Annotated in this window: 16 protein-coding genes and 2 pseudogenes; 12 read left to right on the plus strand and 6 right to left on the minus strand. The window is 40.4% G+C overall.

Annotated elements, in window-relative coordinates; all coding sequences use genetic code 11:
• Positions 1 to 80: 80 nt before the first annotated feature.
• The 4 genes from ACZ1G6_RS14080 to ACZ1G6_RS14095 form a co-directional block, all read right to left on the minus strand.
• Positions 81 to 1,700 carry a methyl-accepting chemotaxis protein gene (locus ACZ1G6_RS14080; protein ID WP_472616858.1) on the minus strand — a complete coding sequence of 540 codons (1,620 nt, stop codon included), beginning with the start codon at positions 1,698 to 1,700 and terminating at the stop codon, positions 81 to 83.
• A gap of 46 nt (positions 1,701 to 1,746) precedes the next feature.
• On the minus strand, positions 1,747 to 2,229 hold the full coding sequence (locus tag ACZ1G6_RS14085) for a DUF3299 domain-containing protein (RefSeq protein WP_472616859.1): 483 nt from the start codon (positions 2,227 to 2,229) through the stop codon (positions 1,747 to 1,749).
• A gap of 78 nt (positions 2,230 to 2,307) precedes the next feature.
• Positions 2,308 to 2,844: an inorganic diphosphatase gene (gene ppa, locus ACZ1G6_RS14090; RefSeq protein WP_472616860.1), complete on the minus strand. Its 537-nt coding sequence runs from the start codon at positions 2,842 to 2,844 to the stop codon at positions 2,308 to 2,310.
• Between the two features lie 25 nt (positions 2,845 to 2,869).
• Entirely contained in the window at positions 2,870 to 3,844 is a 975-nt protein-coding gene (locus ACZ1G6_RS14095) for a class 1 fructose-bisphosphatase (protein ID WP_472616861.1), read from the minus strand.
• A gap of 201 nt (positions 3,845 to 4,045) precedes the next feature.
• On the opposite strand from ACZ1G6_RS14095, the gene mpl reads away from it, so the two are divergent.
• From mpl to ACZ1G6_RS14110, 3 genes are read left to right on the plus strand one after another with little or no spacing between them, the layout of a single operon-like run.
• Complete coding sequence (gene mpl, locus ACZ1G6_RS14100) at positions 4,046 to 5,428, plus strand: UDP-N-acetylmuramate:L-alanyl-gamma-D-glutamyl-meso-diaminopimelate ligase (RefSeq protein ID WP_472616862.1); 1,383 nt, start codon at positions 4,046 to 4,048, stop codon at positions 5,426 to 5,428.
• Positions 5,425 to 6,057, plus strand: coding sequence for a flavin prenyltransferase UbiX (locus tag ACZ1G6_RS14105; protein ID WP_472616863.1), 633 nt, complete (start codon positions 5,425 to 5,427; stop codon positions 6,055 to 6,057). The genes mpl and ACZ1G6_RS14105 overlap by 4 nt, the downstream gene beginning before the upstream one ends.
• A gap of 19 nt (positions 6,058 to 6,076) precedes the next feature.
• Positions 6,077 to 6,871 (plus strand): S1/P1 nuclease, encoded by a 795-nt coding sequence (locus tag ACZ1G6_RS14110; protein ID WP_472616864.1) that lies wholly within the window; start codon positions 6,077 to 6,079, stop codon positions 6,869 to 6,871.
• 68 nt (positions 6,872 to 6,939) lie between these two features.
• Here ACZ1G6_RS14110 and rraA read toward each other — a convergent pair whose 3' ends face one another.
• Positions 6,940 to 7,422: a ribonuclease E activity regulator RraA gene (rraA, locus tag ACZ1G6_RS14115; RefSeq protein WP_472616865.1), complete on the minus strand. Its 483-nt coding sequence runs from the start codon at positions 7,420 to 7,422 to the stop codon at positions 6,940 to 6,942.
• Between the two features lie 166 nt (positions 7,423 to 7,588).
• Between rraA and ACZ1G6_RS14120 the strand changes: the two genes are divergently transcribed.
• From ACZ1G6_RS14120 to ACZ1G6_RS14155, 8 genes and pseudogenes are all read left to right on the plus strand, one after another.
• Positions 7,589 to 8,113, plus strand: coding sequence for a phosphatase PAP2 family protein (locus ACZ1G6_RS14120; protein WP_472616866.1), 525 nt, complete (start codon positions 7,589 to 7,591; stop codon positions 8,111 to 8,113).
• 20 nt (positions 8,114 to 8,133) lie between these two features.
• Positions 8,134 to 9,228 carry an MJ1255/VC2487 family glycosyltransferase gene (locus tag ACZ1G6_RS14125; RefSeq protein ID WP_472616867.1) on the plus strand — a complete coding sequence of 365 codons (1,095 nt, stop codon included), beginning with the start codon at positions 8,134 to 8,136 and terminating at the stop codon, positions 9,226 to 9,228.
• A 76-nt stretch (positions 9,229 to 9,304) separates the two neighbouring features.
• Complete coding sequence (gene lptM, locus ACZ1G6_RS14130; RefSeq protein WP_472616868.1) at positions 9,305 to 9,466, plus strand: LPS translocon maturation chaperone LptM; 162 nt, start codon at positions 9,305 to 9,307, stop codon at positions 9,464 to 9,466.
• Between the two features lie 5 nt (positions 9,467 to 9,471).
• Positions 9,472 to 10,751: pseudogene (gene lysA / locus ACZ1G6_RS14135) on the plus strand (diaminopimelate decarboxylase).
• A gap of 1 nt (position 10,752) precedes the next feature.
• A pseudogene (dapF, locus tag ACZ1G6_RS14140) lies at positions 10,753 to 11,626 on the plus strand (diaminopimelate epimerase).
• Entirely contained in the window at positions 11,623 to 12,333 is a 711-nt protein-coding gene (locus ACZ1G6_RS14145) for a DUF484 family protein (protein WP_472616869.1), read from the plus strand. Before dapF ends, ACZ1G6_RS14145 begins: the two are co-directional and overlap by 4 nt.
• A 5-nt stretch (positions 12,334 to 12,338) precedes the next feature.
• A complete protein-coding gene (locus tag ACZ1G6_RS14150) occupies positions 12,339 to 13,238 on the plus strand; it encodes a tyrosine recombinase XerC (protein ID WP_472616870.1) in 900 nt (299 codons plus the stop codon).
• Complete coding sequence (locus ACZ1G6_RS14155) at positions 13,235 to 13,948, plus strand: HAD-IA family hydrolase (RefSeq protein ID WP_472616871.1); 714 nt, start codon at positions 13,235 to 13,237, stop codon at positions 13,946 to 13,948. Before ACZ1G6_RS14150 ends, ACZ1G6_RS14155 begins: the two co-directional genes overlap by 4 nt.
• An 18-nt stretch (positions 13,949 to 13,966) precedes the next feature.
• Here ACZ1G6_RS14155 and ACZ1G6_RS14160 read toward each other — a convergent pair whose 3' ends face one another.
• Entirely contained in the window at positions 13,967 to 15,616 is a 1,650-nt protein-coding gene (locus ACZ1G6_RS14160) for a diguanylate cyclase (RefSeq protein ID WP_472616872.1), read from the minus strand.
• Positions 15,617 to 15,868: 252 nt separating this feature from the next.
• On the opposite strand from ACZ1G6_RS14160, the gene yghU reads away from it, so the two are divergent.
• Entirely contained in the window at positions 15,869 to 16,726 is an 858-nt protein-coding gene (yghU, locus tag ACZ1G6_RS14165) for a glutathione-dependent disulfide-bond oxidoreductase (protein ID WP_472616873.1), read from the plus strand.
• Positions 16,727 to 16,731 lie beyond the last annotated feature (5 nt).

Raw genomic sequence — 16,731 nt, forward strand, 5'->3', positions numbered from 1 at the left:
AAAGAAATAACTCTGCATAAAAAAGGCCAATGTAATAGTTTACATTGGCCTAAAAACACGTCTATAGACTAAATCTTTGCTTAATATTTAAACTGGCGCATAATCCGACTGAAATCTTCAGATAAGCTCTCTAGTTCGGTGCTAACCGACGTTAGTTGCTCTGAACTTGACGCGGTGTCTTCGGTTCTTGCATTGATATCATCCACATTATTTGAAATAGACATTGCAACGCTTTGTTGTTGGCCAGTAGACTGCGCTATTTGATCATTCATTTGCGTAATTCTGGCAATTGTCTCAGTAATCGCGCCTAAACTTCCGCCGGCTTTATTTGCCTCTTCGACACTTAAGGAAGCCTGCTCGGTGCCTTTCGCCATTGCGCTTACTGCTGAATTAGCCGCATTTTGCAATGATTCAATCGTCGCTTGAATTTCTTCTGTTGATTGCTGAGTGCGTGACGCAAGCGTTCTTACTTCATCAGCAACAACGGCAAACCCTCTGCCCTGTTCACCTGCTCTTGCAGCTTCAATAGCTGCATTAAGTGCAAGCAAGTTAGTTTGTTCAGCAATGCCTTTAATAACATCAAGCACGACACCTACTTGATTAGAATCTTCCTCTAACTTTTTAATCACTAATGCTGTTTCATCTACGCGTGATGCTAGATTCTGAATACTGCTAACAGTATCGTTAACAACGCGTTGACCTTCATTTGCAGCACTAGATGCCTCACCTGCTGCTTGCGCTGCTTCTGATGCGCTTTTTGCTACCTCATCAACGCTTTGTGTCATATTATCGACCGCATCTTTTGCATCTGCTGCTGACAATTGCTGGGCACTAATTGTTTCCCGTGCACCATTAGATACCTGATGTAAATTATCTGCCAGCATTGCCAATGGTTTGCTAGAGTTGCCAATGTCTGTCACTACGCCTTGTAGTTTTTCAACAAACTGATTAAACCAATAGACCAAATCACCTACTTCGTCGCGATTACGGGTTCTGATTCTTTTAGTCAAATCACCATCTTCTTGCGCCATTTCTTTTAATGAATTAACCACATCGACAACTGATTTACGCAAACTATGAACAATTGGGAACGCCGCTGCAAACAGTATAATGGCAGTAATAATGCCCATTAATATTCCAGTCCAGCTCAAGTTCTTAGCATTATCGTTAGCACTTTGGATAGCGTTTTCGAATACCGCGAGCTGATTGGCGTTAAACTCACTTAGTCTTGACACGGCCTCATCAAAGTCATTGTTCATCGTTTCATTGACGCGACCTATTTTTTCAAAATCAGGTGAATTATTGACAAACGATTCGCTGATTTCAAACGCCATTTCATAATAACCGTCGAACTTGTCTTTTATGGGATTAATCTCGCCGGCAAGCTCGCTATTGAGCGCAACAATAGCGCTTAGGTTTTCGTCAGCTTTTTGCGCTTCAGAAGCTGCTAACTTTAATGATTCCTCATCGCCTGTTGTAACCGCAGAGCTCAAGTTAGAGCGCGTATTTTCCATGCTTACAAGTGCATTTTTTGAAGCCATTAAAGCAGGAAATTGCATTGAACGAGCAGATTCAAGCAAAGCAACGTTATTGCTTGCCGTTAAAACCGTAATAGTCACATAAATGACAAAGCTTGCAACAGCAATGAAGGGTATCAAAAATAATTTTTGCGCGATTGACAACCTTGATAGAAATTTCATAGTCCACCTAAACTCTAAATAATATAAGTTTAAGCCCACTATCATCCTAAAATGCGCTTAAACTAACTCCTGAAAGACTATATCCAACTGATGCGATATCACCTTCCCAGCGGTTTGTAGATAAAGTTCCCGTAACCCAAACCGCGTCGTATAGGTTTTCTATCGGCACGCCTTCAGAAAAGCTTACATAAACTATTTGATTTGATGGGGGTGGAGGCACGTGAATACATGCGCCAAAGAAAGGCACCAGCAAAAACTCCGTAATTGAGTCCATATCTCCTTCTAATGGCACAACAAAACCAGGGATTTTAACGAAGGTATTATTTAACTCCTCAATCACTGGCGCATTAGGAGCGACTTGTGCCATTGACGTGGTATGTTCCATCGTCACAGGCGGCATATTAAAGCCTTTAGGTGCTAAGTCTTCCCAATACAACTCCTTGGCTTCTTGCTCTTGTGCTGAAGCATTCGCAAGCCAAAAAACTAAAATAACTAGCGCAAAGGGTTTACAACTTTTTTGAAAAAACATAGTAGCTTCCTTAAAAAAACAAAAAGCTCGCATCGCGAGCTTTCAAATAGCATTAATATAATTATAACGCTAAGCTATTTAATTAGCACCTTTTTGGTAGCGCTCGGCACTTGATACGATTTCTTTTTTGGCTTCTTCGATGCCAGCCCAACCGTCAATTTTGACCCATTTGCCTTTTTCAAGGTCTTTGTAATGAGTGAAAAAATGCTCTACTTGATTTTTAGTTAGTGCTGGCACATCTTCAATGTCTTTCACATCGCTATAAATTGGTGATAACTTATCTACAGGCACTGCGATTACCTTCGCATCTTGGCCAGACTCATCTGTCATATTCAACACACCTACTGGGCGCACTTTGATTACCGAGCCTGCTAACAATGGATGTGGGGTCATCACCAATACGTCAACCGCATCTCCATCATCAGACAAGGTATTATTCACATAACCGTAATTGAGAGGATACTGCATGCAAGTGCCCATAAAGCGATCCACAAACAATGCGCCCGTATCTTTATCGACTTCGTATTTAATAGGTGATGAATATGCAGGTATCTCAATTACTACATATACTTCATCAGGCAAATTGTCACCCGCAGGTACATTACTTAAACTCATCTTATTTCCTTTCGTTAACTAATTATTAATTCTTTTGGTAGTAACTTAAACAGTTGTTGACTTCATTTTTAGAGCCTATTAACACCGGCACTCGCTGGTGAATTTCCTCTGGCATGACTTCCATTATTCTGCCTTCGCCCGTTGACGCCAATCCACCGGCTTGTTCGATTAGAAATGCCATAGGGTTTGCCTCATACAGCAATCTCAACTTACCCTTTTTCTTAGGATTACGCTTGTCAAAAGGATACATAAATATGCCACCTCGACATAATACTCTATGAATATCACCTACCATCGCGGCCACCCAACGCATGTTGTAGTCTTTTTTAAGTGGCCCTTCACTGCCTGCAATTAGGTCAGCAAAATATTGTTGCATAGGGGGTTCCCAATGACGCTGATTTGATGCGTTAATGGCAAATTCACTAGTATCAGAAGGCAAAGACAGGTTAGCTTGAGTTACCAAAAAGCCTCCGTGAGTTTTGTCTAAGGTGTATAAATGCGTGCCGCGACCTGTTGTCATGGCAAGCATGGTAGAGGGCCCATACAACACATAGCCAGCCGCTACCATTTGCGTGCCCGGTTGCAAAAATGCACTAGGGTCATCTGGCTTCATCCATTGTGGCGCGTGCGCGATTGAAAATATCGTCCCTATTAAACTATTAATTTCGGTATTTGAAGAGCCATCAAGTGGGTCAAAGCTTACTAGGTAATTGCCGTCCTCTGAGCAAGGCACAACACTTTCTTCTTCTTCTGAAGAAATCGCTTTTACGTAGCCTGATTCACGCAGCGTATCTTTAATAATTTGATTGGAAATAACATCTAATTTCTTTTGTGTCTCACCTTGAACATTTTCACTTAGTGTTGAGCCGAGTACTCCTGCTAAATCACCTTGACTGACACGAAATGATATTTCTTTGCAAGCGGCAAGTAGCGTTCTTATTAGTAAAATCAATTCAAGTGGAGCGCCATCTTGTTGCAACTGGGAGTTGAGTCGTTTCATTAAAAGCTTATTCCTTGTGAGATTGTCATAAATAGTAAGACTAAGCGCACACAAGCATACTCGCAAACCTACAGCAAGTTAAATGCCCCTTTAGTCTATCACCACTATATTGTAACTGGGTTGAAGCGGGATTAAAAACAGTTATTTACCTCAAATGTTCTGATACACTCAATTTAATAATGAATTCAAAGTTAAAACAAAATGCATGTACATATTTTAGGTATTTGTGGCACATTTATGGGTGGAATAGCCGCGATTGCGAAAAGCATGGGCCACAAAGTAACGGGTAGCGATGCAAATGTCTATCCGCCAATGAGTACGCAACTCGAAGCATTGGGGATATCGCTCACACAAGGATACGACACATCCCAATTTGAACCTTCTCCTGATATGGTCGTGATTGGCAACGCGATGGCCAGAGGCAACCCTGCGGTAGAATATGTACTAGACCGTAATTTACCGTATACCAGTGGGCCTCAATGGTTGCTTGAGCATCTTCTTAAAGACCGTTGGGTGCTTGCCATCTCGGGAACACATGGTAAAACCACATCATCAAGCATGTTAGCTTGGATTTTAGAATATGCTGGCTTAGAGCCTGGTTTTTTAATTGGCGGTGTACCCGAAAATTTCGGTGTCTCTGCCCGCATCGGCCAATCCCCGTTTTTTGTGATAGAAGCAGACGAATACGACAGCGCGTTTTTCGATAAACGCTCGAAGTTTGTTCATTATCGACCAAAAACACTGGGTATAAATAATCTGGAGTTTGACCATGCTGATATTTTTGAAGACTTAGATGCTATTAAAAAACAGTTTCACCATCTCATCAGAATGGTACCTAGTAAAGGGAAAGTGATTTTCCCCATCAGTGATGACAACATATCCGGTGTTATCGAAAAGGGCCTTTGGAGCGAAAGTAGCACCCTCTCAATAGATGCCAATGCCGATAGTCAATGGCTAGCACAAAAACTTGAGCAAGATGGCAGTCGTTTTGATGTGCTTTATGAAGGCACAAAACAAGCGACGCTAACATGGGAGCTTATTGGCGACCATAATATTAGTAATGCCATGATGGCAATCGCCTGTGCGTATCATGTTGGTGTCAAACCAAATATTGCAGTGCAAGCCTTGTGTGAATTTAAAAGTGTTAAACGACGTATGGAGCTTAAAGGTGATGTGGATGGCATTAAAGTATTTGACGATTTTGCACACCACCCAACTGCTATTGCCACCACTGTAAAAAGTCTGCGCGATAGCGTGGGAGATGCAAAAATAATCGCGATACTTGAACCCCGATCAAACACAATGCGTATGGGAATACACAAAGATGCATTATCTACATCATGGGCATTGGCCGATGAAGTACATCTGTTTCATCCAACTGCATTACAATGGTCTATGCAAGAGATGATTGAAAATAGCACTGTGCCTGTCAAATCATACCAAAGCGTAGATGACATCATCAACACAGTGAGCCAAAGCGCAAGTCGCGGCGATACTATTTTAATTATGAGCAATGGTGGATTTAACGGTATTCATGACAAACTACTACGCGCATTAGCCAAGACAGGAGAGCAAACCACTTGAATGATAAGAACAGACGCAATATCAAGCCGGCAATAACATTGGCGGTGACAGGTGCTTCTGGCGCACCATATGCATTGTCACTGCTAAAACAGCTCGTGTTATCAGGGCAGGACGTTCATCTGCTAATGTCGTCAGCCGCTAGAGTTGTTTTTGCAACCGAAGAGGACTTAAAAGTTCCCGCAAATCCTGAAAGTGCCACCTCATTTTTTACTCAAATGATGAAAGCCAAGGAAGGCCAAATACGGGTTTATGGCAAAGAAGAATGGTTTTCAGTGGTCGCATCAGGCTCATCATCTCCCAATAAGATGGTCATTTGCCCATGTTCGACTGGAACGCTGAGCGCCATCGCCACAGGGGCAAGTGATAATTTAATCGAGCGTGCAGCAGATGTGATCATAAAAGAAAAAAAGCAACTTATCATTGTCCCTCGTGAAATGCCGCTTTCTAGCATCCACCTTGAAAATATGCTGAAATTGTCTAATCTTGGCGTAACGATTATGCCGGCAGCCCCGGGGTTTTATCATAATCCGAAAACAATTACTGACCTAGTTGATTTTGTTGTCGCTAGAATCCTTAATCATCTAGACATTGAACAAAATTTGGTAGAGCCATGGGGTTACACCAAATAAATACAGTAGGAATATGACCATGACCTTATTACGAACCTTAAGTTTTGCCTGCGCACTCGTTGTCAGCTGCACTGATTATGCATATGCATGGGGACAAACTGGTCATCGAGTGACAGGAGAAATTGCGCAACAATACCTTAGTGAAGAGGCAAAGCTTGCAATAGCAAACCTATTAGACAACGAAACACTTGCCGAAATCAGTACCTATGCTGATGAACAACGTTCAAACCCAGCACACTTTTGGCAAAATGTGGCCGGACCATATCACTATGTAACCGTGCCCAAAAACAAGCAATACAAAGATGTGGGTGCACCCGAGGAAGGTGATTCAGTCACCGCCATTGTTCAATTTACCGCGACATTAAAAAACCCTGATGCTAGCCGAGAAGATAAACAGTTAGCCTTGAAAATGCTTGTTCATATTATTGGCGATTTACATCAGCCATTGCATGCAGGAGACGGAACTGACAGAGGTGGTAACGATTTTAGAATTGAATTTTTCAGGGAAGACTCTAATTTACATCGTATCTGGGATTCAGGTCTTATCGACCGCCGAGGCCTATCATATACAGAATGGACTGCGTTTTTGGGTAGCAAAATTACGCCAGAACAAGTTAAAGCGTGGCAAACAACCGACCCGTTAGTTTATATACAAGAAAGCGCACAAATAAGAGATACAATATATCCTAAAGAAGACACTGAATACTTATCATGGCAATACCTTTATGATCATATACCCACTGTGCAAAGGCGATTACAGCAAGGCGGTGTAAGAATAGCAGCACACTTAAATGATATATTTGCTAAACAATAAACCGATTAACTACGTTTGTTAGGCGATAAACACTATCGCCTAAATTAGATGTTGTTTGGTCGAGCTAATTAAATATCTAAGGCTTCTGGCGACAGCACAATTCCTGTGTTATCAGCATAGATATGATCTTCAGGTAAAAATGTCACACCTGCAAAATTGATTGCTAAGTCAAGTTCACCCACCTCTTTACTTTCAGCTGACACGGGGATGCAGTTGACAGCGAATATAGCCATATCAAACTCAACAAGTAAATCTACGTCTCTTACTGCGCCAAAACATATAATCCCTTCCCAATTATTATCAATGGCTAGTTGTATATTTTCTGCATCAATCAGCGCTCTTCGGTGTGAGCCTCCGCCATCAATAAGCAAGACCTTACCTAAACCATTTGACGCAAGAACTTTATCGACTAGGCCCCGGTCTTCAAAGCATTTTACCGTTGTAACTTCACCGCAAAAACTGTCTCCTGCACCATAATTAGTGAAGATTGGTTCAAGAACATCAACGCTTTGAGCAAACATATCGCAAATTTCAGAAGTGTTAACGTGCATAGTCATACCTTAATTTAATTGCAGTAGGCTAACATTAGCAACAAAAGCCGCGCAAAACACTAGTTTTTATAACGCTGTCATAAACTCTTCGTATTTATGAAATAAATCATTCATACACATTACCTACCATTTGGCTAAATACTTCCTTAACTATCGAGCCAAACATATGAAACGTATTACTAGCATCGATGAAAGAATATTTACATGGGTCGCAAGTAGACCACAAAGCCAGTCAACTAGCAGATGCACACACGTGTTTAGGCTTATTTCTAAAACGGGTGATGGCCACTTATATATTTGCCTAGCATTCATTCTTTTTTATTTTGATACCGAGCATGGCGCGTTGTTTTTTGCTGTCGCACTAATGGCATATGCCTTTGAAATTCCAATTTATTTGTTGCTTAAACATATATTTAAACGTAAACGTCCGTGCGACCTCATTTCGCACATGCAGGCCTATATTGTGCCTGCTGACAAATTCAGTTTACCTTCTGGGCATACTGCTGCGGCATTTCTAATGGCAAGTTTAATTGGCCATTTTTACCCGCCTCTTTGCGTTATTGTTTATATTTGGGCAACGCTTATTGGCCTTTCTAGAGTAATACTTCGTGTTCACTTTCCACTTGATGTCTGCATTGGCGCGATACTAGGTATGGCAGTCGCATTTGCAAGCATCAAGATACTGGGATAACAAAATACTGGGATAACAAAATGAGAATTTTATACGGTGTGCAAGGAACAGGAAATGGCCACATAACTCGAGCGCGTCATATGGCTAGGGATTTTGCTAATTTTGATAATGTCCATGTTGATTACTTGTTTTCAGGACGGGACAAGCAAGGTTACTTTGATATGCAATTATTTGAGGAATTTGATACACGACGAGGCCTAACATTTGTTACTGAAAAAGGACAAATAAATAGATGGAAAACGCTTTGTCAAAACAATGTTATTCAAGCCATTAGAGATATTAAAAATCTTAATATCAAGCAATATGACTTGGTCCTTAATGATTTTGAGCCTATAAGCGCTTGGGCAGCAAAAATTCATAATATCCCTTCGCTATCGTTAAGCCATCAAGCGGCATTTTTACACAATGTCCCGACAAAGGAACAAGGTGTCGGTGACAAACTCATTACTCGATACTTTGCGCCAACTCAATATCAGCTTGGTACTCACTGGTATCATTTTGGACATCACATTATTCCGCCTGTAGTGAAACTGCACTCACAAAATGGTCGCTTAGAAAAAGTGCTGGGTTCATTTAACAATCGTCCTGTTTTAATTTATCTTCCTTTTGAAACCTTACAAGATATTATTGAGCAGTTTTCTGTACTTGGCGAAGAATCATTTGTTTGTTTTCACCCAGCAATCAAGTCTTATACTAAGATAAACAATATTCATTTCTATCCTCTATCGCTTAGCAATTTTGCTGATCATTTACATATTTGCGCTGGAGTGGTCTGCAACAGTGGCTTTGAATTAGCAACAGAGTGCTTAAGTTTAGGTAAACCTTTGCTCGTTAAACCTTTACTAAAACAGTATGAACAAATATCAAATGCTTTCACGCTGCAGCAAATGGGACTTTGCCAAGTGATGTCATCACTCAATGCAGAAGATTTAGACGAATGGTTACAGGCTAAAACCAGTATAAAAATAGAGTATCCTGAAGATTGTAATGCCTTTATTAATTGGATTATTGATGGTCGATGGGATACACAAGCGTCAATTTGTCAAACTTTATGGCAAAAAGTAAAATTTCCAAAACATTTAGAAGCAACACTGGCATCGCTTGAGACAGCATAAACCTTAAATTAGATGTTGCTTTTTCTATCGCCACAGGGCAAGGTTAGGCAAATATTGTTGAATAAATAAGAATGCTATGCGCCAGTTTAAAAAAGTCGCTTTTCTCAGCGTCCTTTTGTTGATCGTCACCGCCTGTGGACAGCGCGGTCCCTTGTACTTACCTGAAGAACCTGCACAACCTGCTAAGCCAGACAAACCCTCCGAACAATCATTAAAATTGATGAAAAAGGAGGGATAAAACAAATGGATTATTTTAACTTTAAAAATGGTCAATTATTTGCCGAAGACTTAGCCGTTGCTGATATCGCTAAAATCTATGGTACACCAAGCTATATTTATTCACGCGCAACATTAGAAAGGCACTGGCACGCATTTAACAACGCAGTAAGTACTCACAATCATTTAATTTGTTATGCGGTGAAAGCAAATTCTAACTTGGGCGTATTATCAATATTGGCACAGCTAGGGTCTGGATTTGATATTGTTTCTGGTGGCGAGCTTGCGCGTGTTATTGAAGCTGGCGGAGAGCCAAGTAAAGTCGTGTTTTCTGGAGTAGCAAAAACGCAACAAGAGATCGCGTTTGCCTTAGAAAAAGGAATAAAGTGTTTTAATGTTGAATCAATTCCTGAACTAGACCGCATCAATAGCGTAGCACAAACGCTCAACATCAAGGCCCCCATCTCATTGCGTATTAATCCTGATGTGGACGCTAATACCCACCCTTATATTTCAACTGGTCTTAAGGCGAATAAGTTTGGCATTGCACGCGATGAAGCAATTAGTGCTTATCAATATGCCAATCAATTATCTCACCTTGACATTCAAGGAATGGATTGCCATATAGGGTCTCAATTAACCGATTTATCACCTTTTGTTGATGCTTTAGAGCGTCTGCTTAATTTAATTGATGAATTGGCGGAACTTGATATTCATATATCCCATCTAGATGTTGGTGGTGGCTTGGGCGTTACTTACGACGATGAAACACCGCCACACCCTAATGATTATGCTAAAGCGATGGCAGCTAAAATGAAGGGACGTGATGATCTAATGCTGATTTTAGAGCCTTAGCAGAGCAATTGCGGCCAATGCGGGTATATTGATTACACAAGTAGAGTTCGTCAAACAGGGCGAAGAGAAGAACTTTGCCATCGTTGACGCTGCAATGAATGATCTTCTGCGCCCAGCCTTGTACTCCAGCCTGGCAAAAAATAGAGAACATCATACAAAAAGAAGGCGAAGAAAAGGTTTATGATGTTGTCGGCCCAGTTTGTGAAACGGGTGATTTTTTGGGTAAAGAGCGTAAGTTAGTGCTAACACCGGGTGATTTTTTGGCCGTTCGAAGCGCAGGTGCCTATGGGTTTGTCATGTCAAGTAATTACAATAGCAGATGCCGCTGCGCCGAAATAGTCGTTGACGCTAATCAACATTACTTAGTTCGAGAACGTGAAACACTTTCTGACCTATGGAAAGGTGAGCATGTGATGCCTTCTCAATCAACTGCAAAATCAAATGAGTCATAGCATGCAAGCTCAACACAATCATTCAAATCGGGCGAATAAAAAGGTCTTAGTAAACTTCTCTAAGATGCATGGCTTAGGGAACGATTTTGTTGTAATTGATAACCTTACGCAAAATGTGTTCTTTTCAAAAGAGAGAATTGTCGCACTTGCTGATCGTAATTTTGGTATCGGCTTTGATCAACTCTTGGTGGTTGAACCGCCTTATGATCCCGAGCAAGACTTTCATTATCGAATTTTTAATGCAGATGGAAGTGAAGTAACCCAGTGTGGCAATGGTGCAAGGTGTTTTGCTCGCTTCGTGCGAAGCAAGGGTTTGATCAATCGCAACAAAATAAATGTCAGTACAAAATCAGGCCGGATGATTTTGTACATTGAAAAAGACAACAACATTACTGTAAATATGGGAAAACCTGAATTTGAACCGCAAAAAGTTCCTTTTCAAGCAAATAAGCAAGAAAAAACCTATATTATAAGAGACAAAGAGCAAACCTTTTTTTGTGGTGTGGTATCGATGGGCAATCCGCACTGTGTTGTCGAAGTAGACGATATTGATAATATTGATATCGAAACAATTGGCCCGACATTAGGTAAGCATGAACGCTTCAGTGAAGGCGTTAATGTTGGATTCATGCAAATAGTCAATAAAAATGAAATTAAACTGCGTGTATTCGAGCGTGGCAGCGGCGAAACGCTCGCATGTGGCAGTGGCGCATGTGCCGCCGTCGCTATTGGTCAAGTTCAGGGGAAATTGAATCACGATGTAAAAGTGCATTTACCTTAGTGGTGAATTAAAAATAAAATGGCAAGGTGGCGAAAGCATGCTCAAAATGACAGGCCCCGCAGAACATGTTTATGATGGACAAATATATTTATGAGTGAATCAATTAAAGCACATAACCCAAACGATGCTATGACTAATGATGTAGACAACTTACCGCCTGCAGTCAACGCACAATCAGTGGCTGATTACTTGTTAGCTAATCCAAGCTTTTTAATTGAGAATCCCGACCTACTGACACAAATACAAGTTAACTTAACTGAAAATGGCGTTGTATCCTTAACTCAGATACAAAGCGATCAATTCAGAGACAAAATAAAACAACTAAAGCATCAACTTGATAAGCTATTGGTCAATGCAAGAAAAAATGAGCTCATTTATAAAAGTTATGCACAGTTAAACATTGATATTTCGGTGTGTAATGATGGGAAAGGTCTACAAAAGGCACTCGACAAAAACCTTGTTGAATCTCTAAACCTAGATAGCGCTAGCTTATTATTAATTGAAAAGCGCGCCGATATTCCTCAATTGGTGCTATCAGAAATCGAACATCACGCTATTTTTGATAAAAAGCTTGGTCGTCAACCTTTCTTCTTAGGGCGCTTGAGTAAACTCGAAAAGCAAGCTTTGTTTCCGAAACGTGATGTAGCGTCAGTGCTGTTGATTAAAATCGGTGAATATTCGCCATTGGGGCTTTTGGCCGTATCAAGTCAAGATCCTATGCACTTCACGCCAGACATGGATACCATGTTGTTAGAGTACTTACGTTTGGCATTAAACGCGCATGTAAGTAGGCTTAGTTAGCAAAAATGCTACCGATCCGCGCACTTTTGCCCATGATTGACCGCTACATACAAGAGTGTGAAATCGAAAGGCAATTATCGCCACACACTATCAAAAATTACAAGCGACAACTTGAAACCGTCGCCGGCGATATTGAAATAAAACGTTGGGAAGACCTAGATACTACAAGTGCAAAACGTGTACTACAAAAAGCTCATCGCAGAAAATTATCGTCTCGTTCAATAAACCTGCGCTTAACTGTTTTTAGAAATTTTTGCCGATTTCTAGTTACACAAAAAATACTAAAGCACAATCCATTGAACGCAATCCATTCGGTTAAACAGAATACACCCTTACCAAAACACTTAAATGTAGACGAAATCACAGCATTATTAAACTTCGAAGGTGACGATTTTTTATCGCTCAGAGACAAATGTATATTTGAACTGCTATATGGTAGTGGACTGCGCTTATCAGAACTGACAAACCTCAATTATATAGACATCCTTGACGAAGGCAGTAGCTTAAAGGTGACCGGTAAAGGTAATAAACAACGCATATTACCAATAGGAAGCCAGTCACAACAAGCGATAGCTTGTTATTTACCATTTCGTGAGGATTTATTAAGTTTTGAACAGGAGCCTGCCTTATTTATATCCATTCGTAGGCGACGATTATCAAATAGGCAAGTAGCTACGCGTCTTCAAAAGTGGGCTCAAAGCCAAACGCTATTTCAAAAAATAAGTCCGCACACACTGCGCCATTCTTTTGCGACACACGTATTGGAGTCTAGCAACGATTTACGCGGAGTACAGGAATTGTTAGGACATGCAAACTTATCTACCACACAAGTCTATACGCACTTGAATTTTGAGCACTTAAGCGATGTGTACGATAAAGCACACCCAAGAGCAAAAAAGAAGTGATTCATTACAGAGCATTGGGTCCTATCAAAGCAATGAGTTTTGATTTGGATGACACACTTTATGACAATATGCCTTACATATATGCTGCTGAAAAAGCATTGTCGGAATACATGCATACCCGATATCCTGAGTCACAATCTATTACCAATTATCAATGGCGTGAAATTAGACAGTCGCTCTTGATAAACAAACCTGAATTAAAAGACGACATCGGCCAGTTAAGAGTGTTAACACTTAATAAAGGATTTATTAGTGTTGGCTTTACGGTACGACGCGCTGAGGATGCCGCAAACGATTGCTTTGCCTACTTTTATCAAAAACGAAGCGATTTTAGCTTAGATAAGAATGTTCATACCACCTTGAAGGCTTTGTCACAAAAAATGCCGATAGCCGCAATTACAAATGGTAATGTTGACTTGTCGTCGATTGGCATTGAAGACTATTTTACTAGTGTTATTCACGCTAGCTCCGCTTATAAAATGAAACCCGCACTTGATATGTTTGCGCATACCAGCAAAGTGCTAAAAATCGACCCTCGGCACATTTTGCATGTGGGAGATGATTTAGAAAAAGATATTTTTGGCGCCATTCGCGCCGGATACAAAAGCGCATGGCTGGCTGTGAATCGCAAAATGCATATCGATGATGAGGATGTGAGTGTATTGCCTCACGTCCAGTTGACTAAGCTCGAGGATTTACTACTTCTATAAAATAATTTGTTGCTTTATCTATAATAATACTTTGCTTGATACTCGATTACGGCCTTCATTTTTTGAACGGTACAGTAAGTCATCTACTGCTTTCAAAATAAATTCTAATGGCTTATTTCTCTTACCGTTGATGGTTAAACAACCGATACTAATAGTGACCACCTTTGCAGCGTCAGAAAACTCATGTCTAATACCTAAAGCCTCAACTTTCGCCCTGATAGATTCTGCTAATTGCTGTGCTCCATCAGATTGTGTATTTGGTAGTAGACAGATAAACTCTTCTCCTCCAAAGCGCGCAACTGCATCTGATGGCCTTGCAAGTTGAGACGAGATAGCCTCAGCAATAGCTTGTAGACATTCATCACCTTTCAAATGGCTATAATGGTCGTTGTATTCTTTAAAAAAGTCGACATCTATCATCAAAATTGACAAGTCCTCAAATGCAAGCTTCGCTTTAGCCCATTCGATAGCAAACTTTTCGTCAAACCAACGTCTATTTGCTAGTCCGGTTAAACTGTCTTTTTCTGAGATACCTTTTAGTACTTTGTTCTGATCTTCTGAATACTTGATTCTTTCCATCATATAGTTTATTTCTGTGCTTAATAATGCGAGCTCGTCATCGCCCGAAACCATTATCTGCTCACCCTTAACACCACTATTTTTTCTTATCTGTGATAGCAGATCTTCAAATCGATTAATAATCAGCTTTTGATTTACAATGCGTAAAACAAAAAAGGTCAAAAGGCCTATCAAAATAGTGATGATAAGCAGTGATAATTGCACTTTCAGCTTAGTTTTATCAAGTAAACTATCATCAAATATAACCTGTAAATAGGCTTGTAAACCTGCTTTTTGGTAACTTTCCAACTCGACCAAAGTCAATATGCTATTAGGGTTGTGGCTTGGGTCATACTGGCCATTAAATAACTGAGTGACTAAGGTATCGTCGATAAGATTACCTGGATTGAATAGAGACCAATGGTCTGCTTTACTCACAATGAACAAATCAATTTCTTTGATATTAGGGTACTTGGCTTCTAACTTAGATACATAATCTCCAAAGAGATAATCAGCTAGTTCGTTACTATCCTCTTGCATTAAACGCGTTTTTACATCAATGTCCGCATTAATAATAATATCGCTACCATAGGCACTGTAATACGCATATTTTTTCACTTCTCCGCTAACGGTTGACAATGAAGATCCATGGGTAAAAAACTTATCTTGACCAATAAGTGAATAAAGATTTTTTGAATAGTCTGCACTAAAACCAGACATATCTAGACCAACTTCTGAGGCTGAGGTACTAGCGTAAAGCAAGAGATCTTTATTAATAAGATGTAAATCTGATATTTGATGCTGATCTCGCCAAGAGCGCAAAACGTCATCAGAAATAGCTTCACTTTGACTAATTGAAGAGGCTATTTGCTGGGAAATACTTTTAAGAGAAAGGGCTAATTCTTCATCCCATTGCTGCTCTACCATCTTCTGCAATCGCTCAAACACCACAATATCCTGCATAATACTGTCGGTCAGCGCTTGTTTTTGCGTATCGTTGGCTTTCTCTAAGTAGTCATTTAACACCAATAGAATTACGGTGTATGTGATAATAGCGGTTACTATACCAATCGACGACATTAACAAATTAATTTTTTGTCGAAGTAGCATCGTAGTATCGCCTCCATAATCAACGGTCTGAAAGAATAGCGCAAAACCCACTTAGACAAAAGTATAATTTTTGGGCGCAACTTGTAAGCGTCAGTTTGTATTTCAATTTTACCATTTTGACTTGCCTGCTTAGTCAGTAGCAAAATTGAGTGAAATCGACTACAGTGAAAATATATAATGTTTTTGAATGTTTATAGGGCCTTGCACGGTCTACATGTCTATATGTCATCATTGTAATAATAGGAATTGTGAATGAGCAAAAATCAATACGTCCCACCAAAGGTGTGGACATGGGACAAAGCTTCAGGGGGCAAGTTTGCAAACATTAATCGCCCCATCTCAGGCAGTACGCACGATAAAGAGCTCCCAATCGGTGAACATGCATTACAGTTGCACTCACTAGCCACACCCAATGGGGTAAAAGTGACTATCATGCTTGAAGAGCTATTGGCAATTGGGGTGCAAGAGGCCGAATATGATGCCTTTATTGTCAATATTCAAGAAGGTGATCAGTTTGGAAGTGATTTTGTCGCCATTAATCCTAATTCGAAAATACCTGCATTGTTAGATAGGAACACTTTTCCAGAACCTATCCGGATTTTTGAATCAGGCGCTATTTTAATTTATTTAGCTGAAAAGTTTGGTCACTTTTTACCGCAAGAACCTGCACAGCGAGCCGAAGTAATGAGTTGGCTTATGTGGCAAATGGGAAGCGCTCCGTTTTTAGGTGGTGGTTTTGGCCATTTTTATGCCTATGCACCAGAAAAATTTGAATACCCAATCAATCGTTATGCAATGGAAGTCAAACGCCAATTGGACGTGTTAGATAAACAGCTTGCCAAAACACAATTTGTTGCCGGTGAGGAATATACGATTGCTGATATGGCTATTTGGCCTTGGTATGGCGTGTTAGTCCAGGGTTTACTATATGAAGCTAAGGATTTTCTAGATGTGAGTTCATATAAAAATGTTCTTAGATGGGCGAATCAACTAAGCGAGCGTGAAGGCGTTAAGCGAGGCCGGATTGTTAACCGAGTCTGGGGAGAAGAGAATGAAAAGCTCCCTAATAGGCATAGCGCTGCGGATATAGACGCTGTGTTTGCAAAATAAGTAAG

The sequence above is a fragment of the Glaciecola sp. HA4-3 genome, from assembly GCF_055693685.1.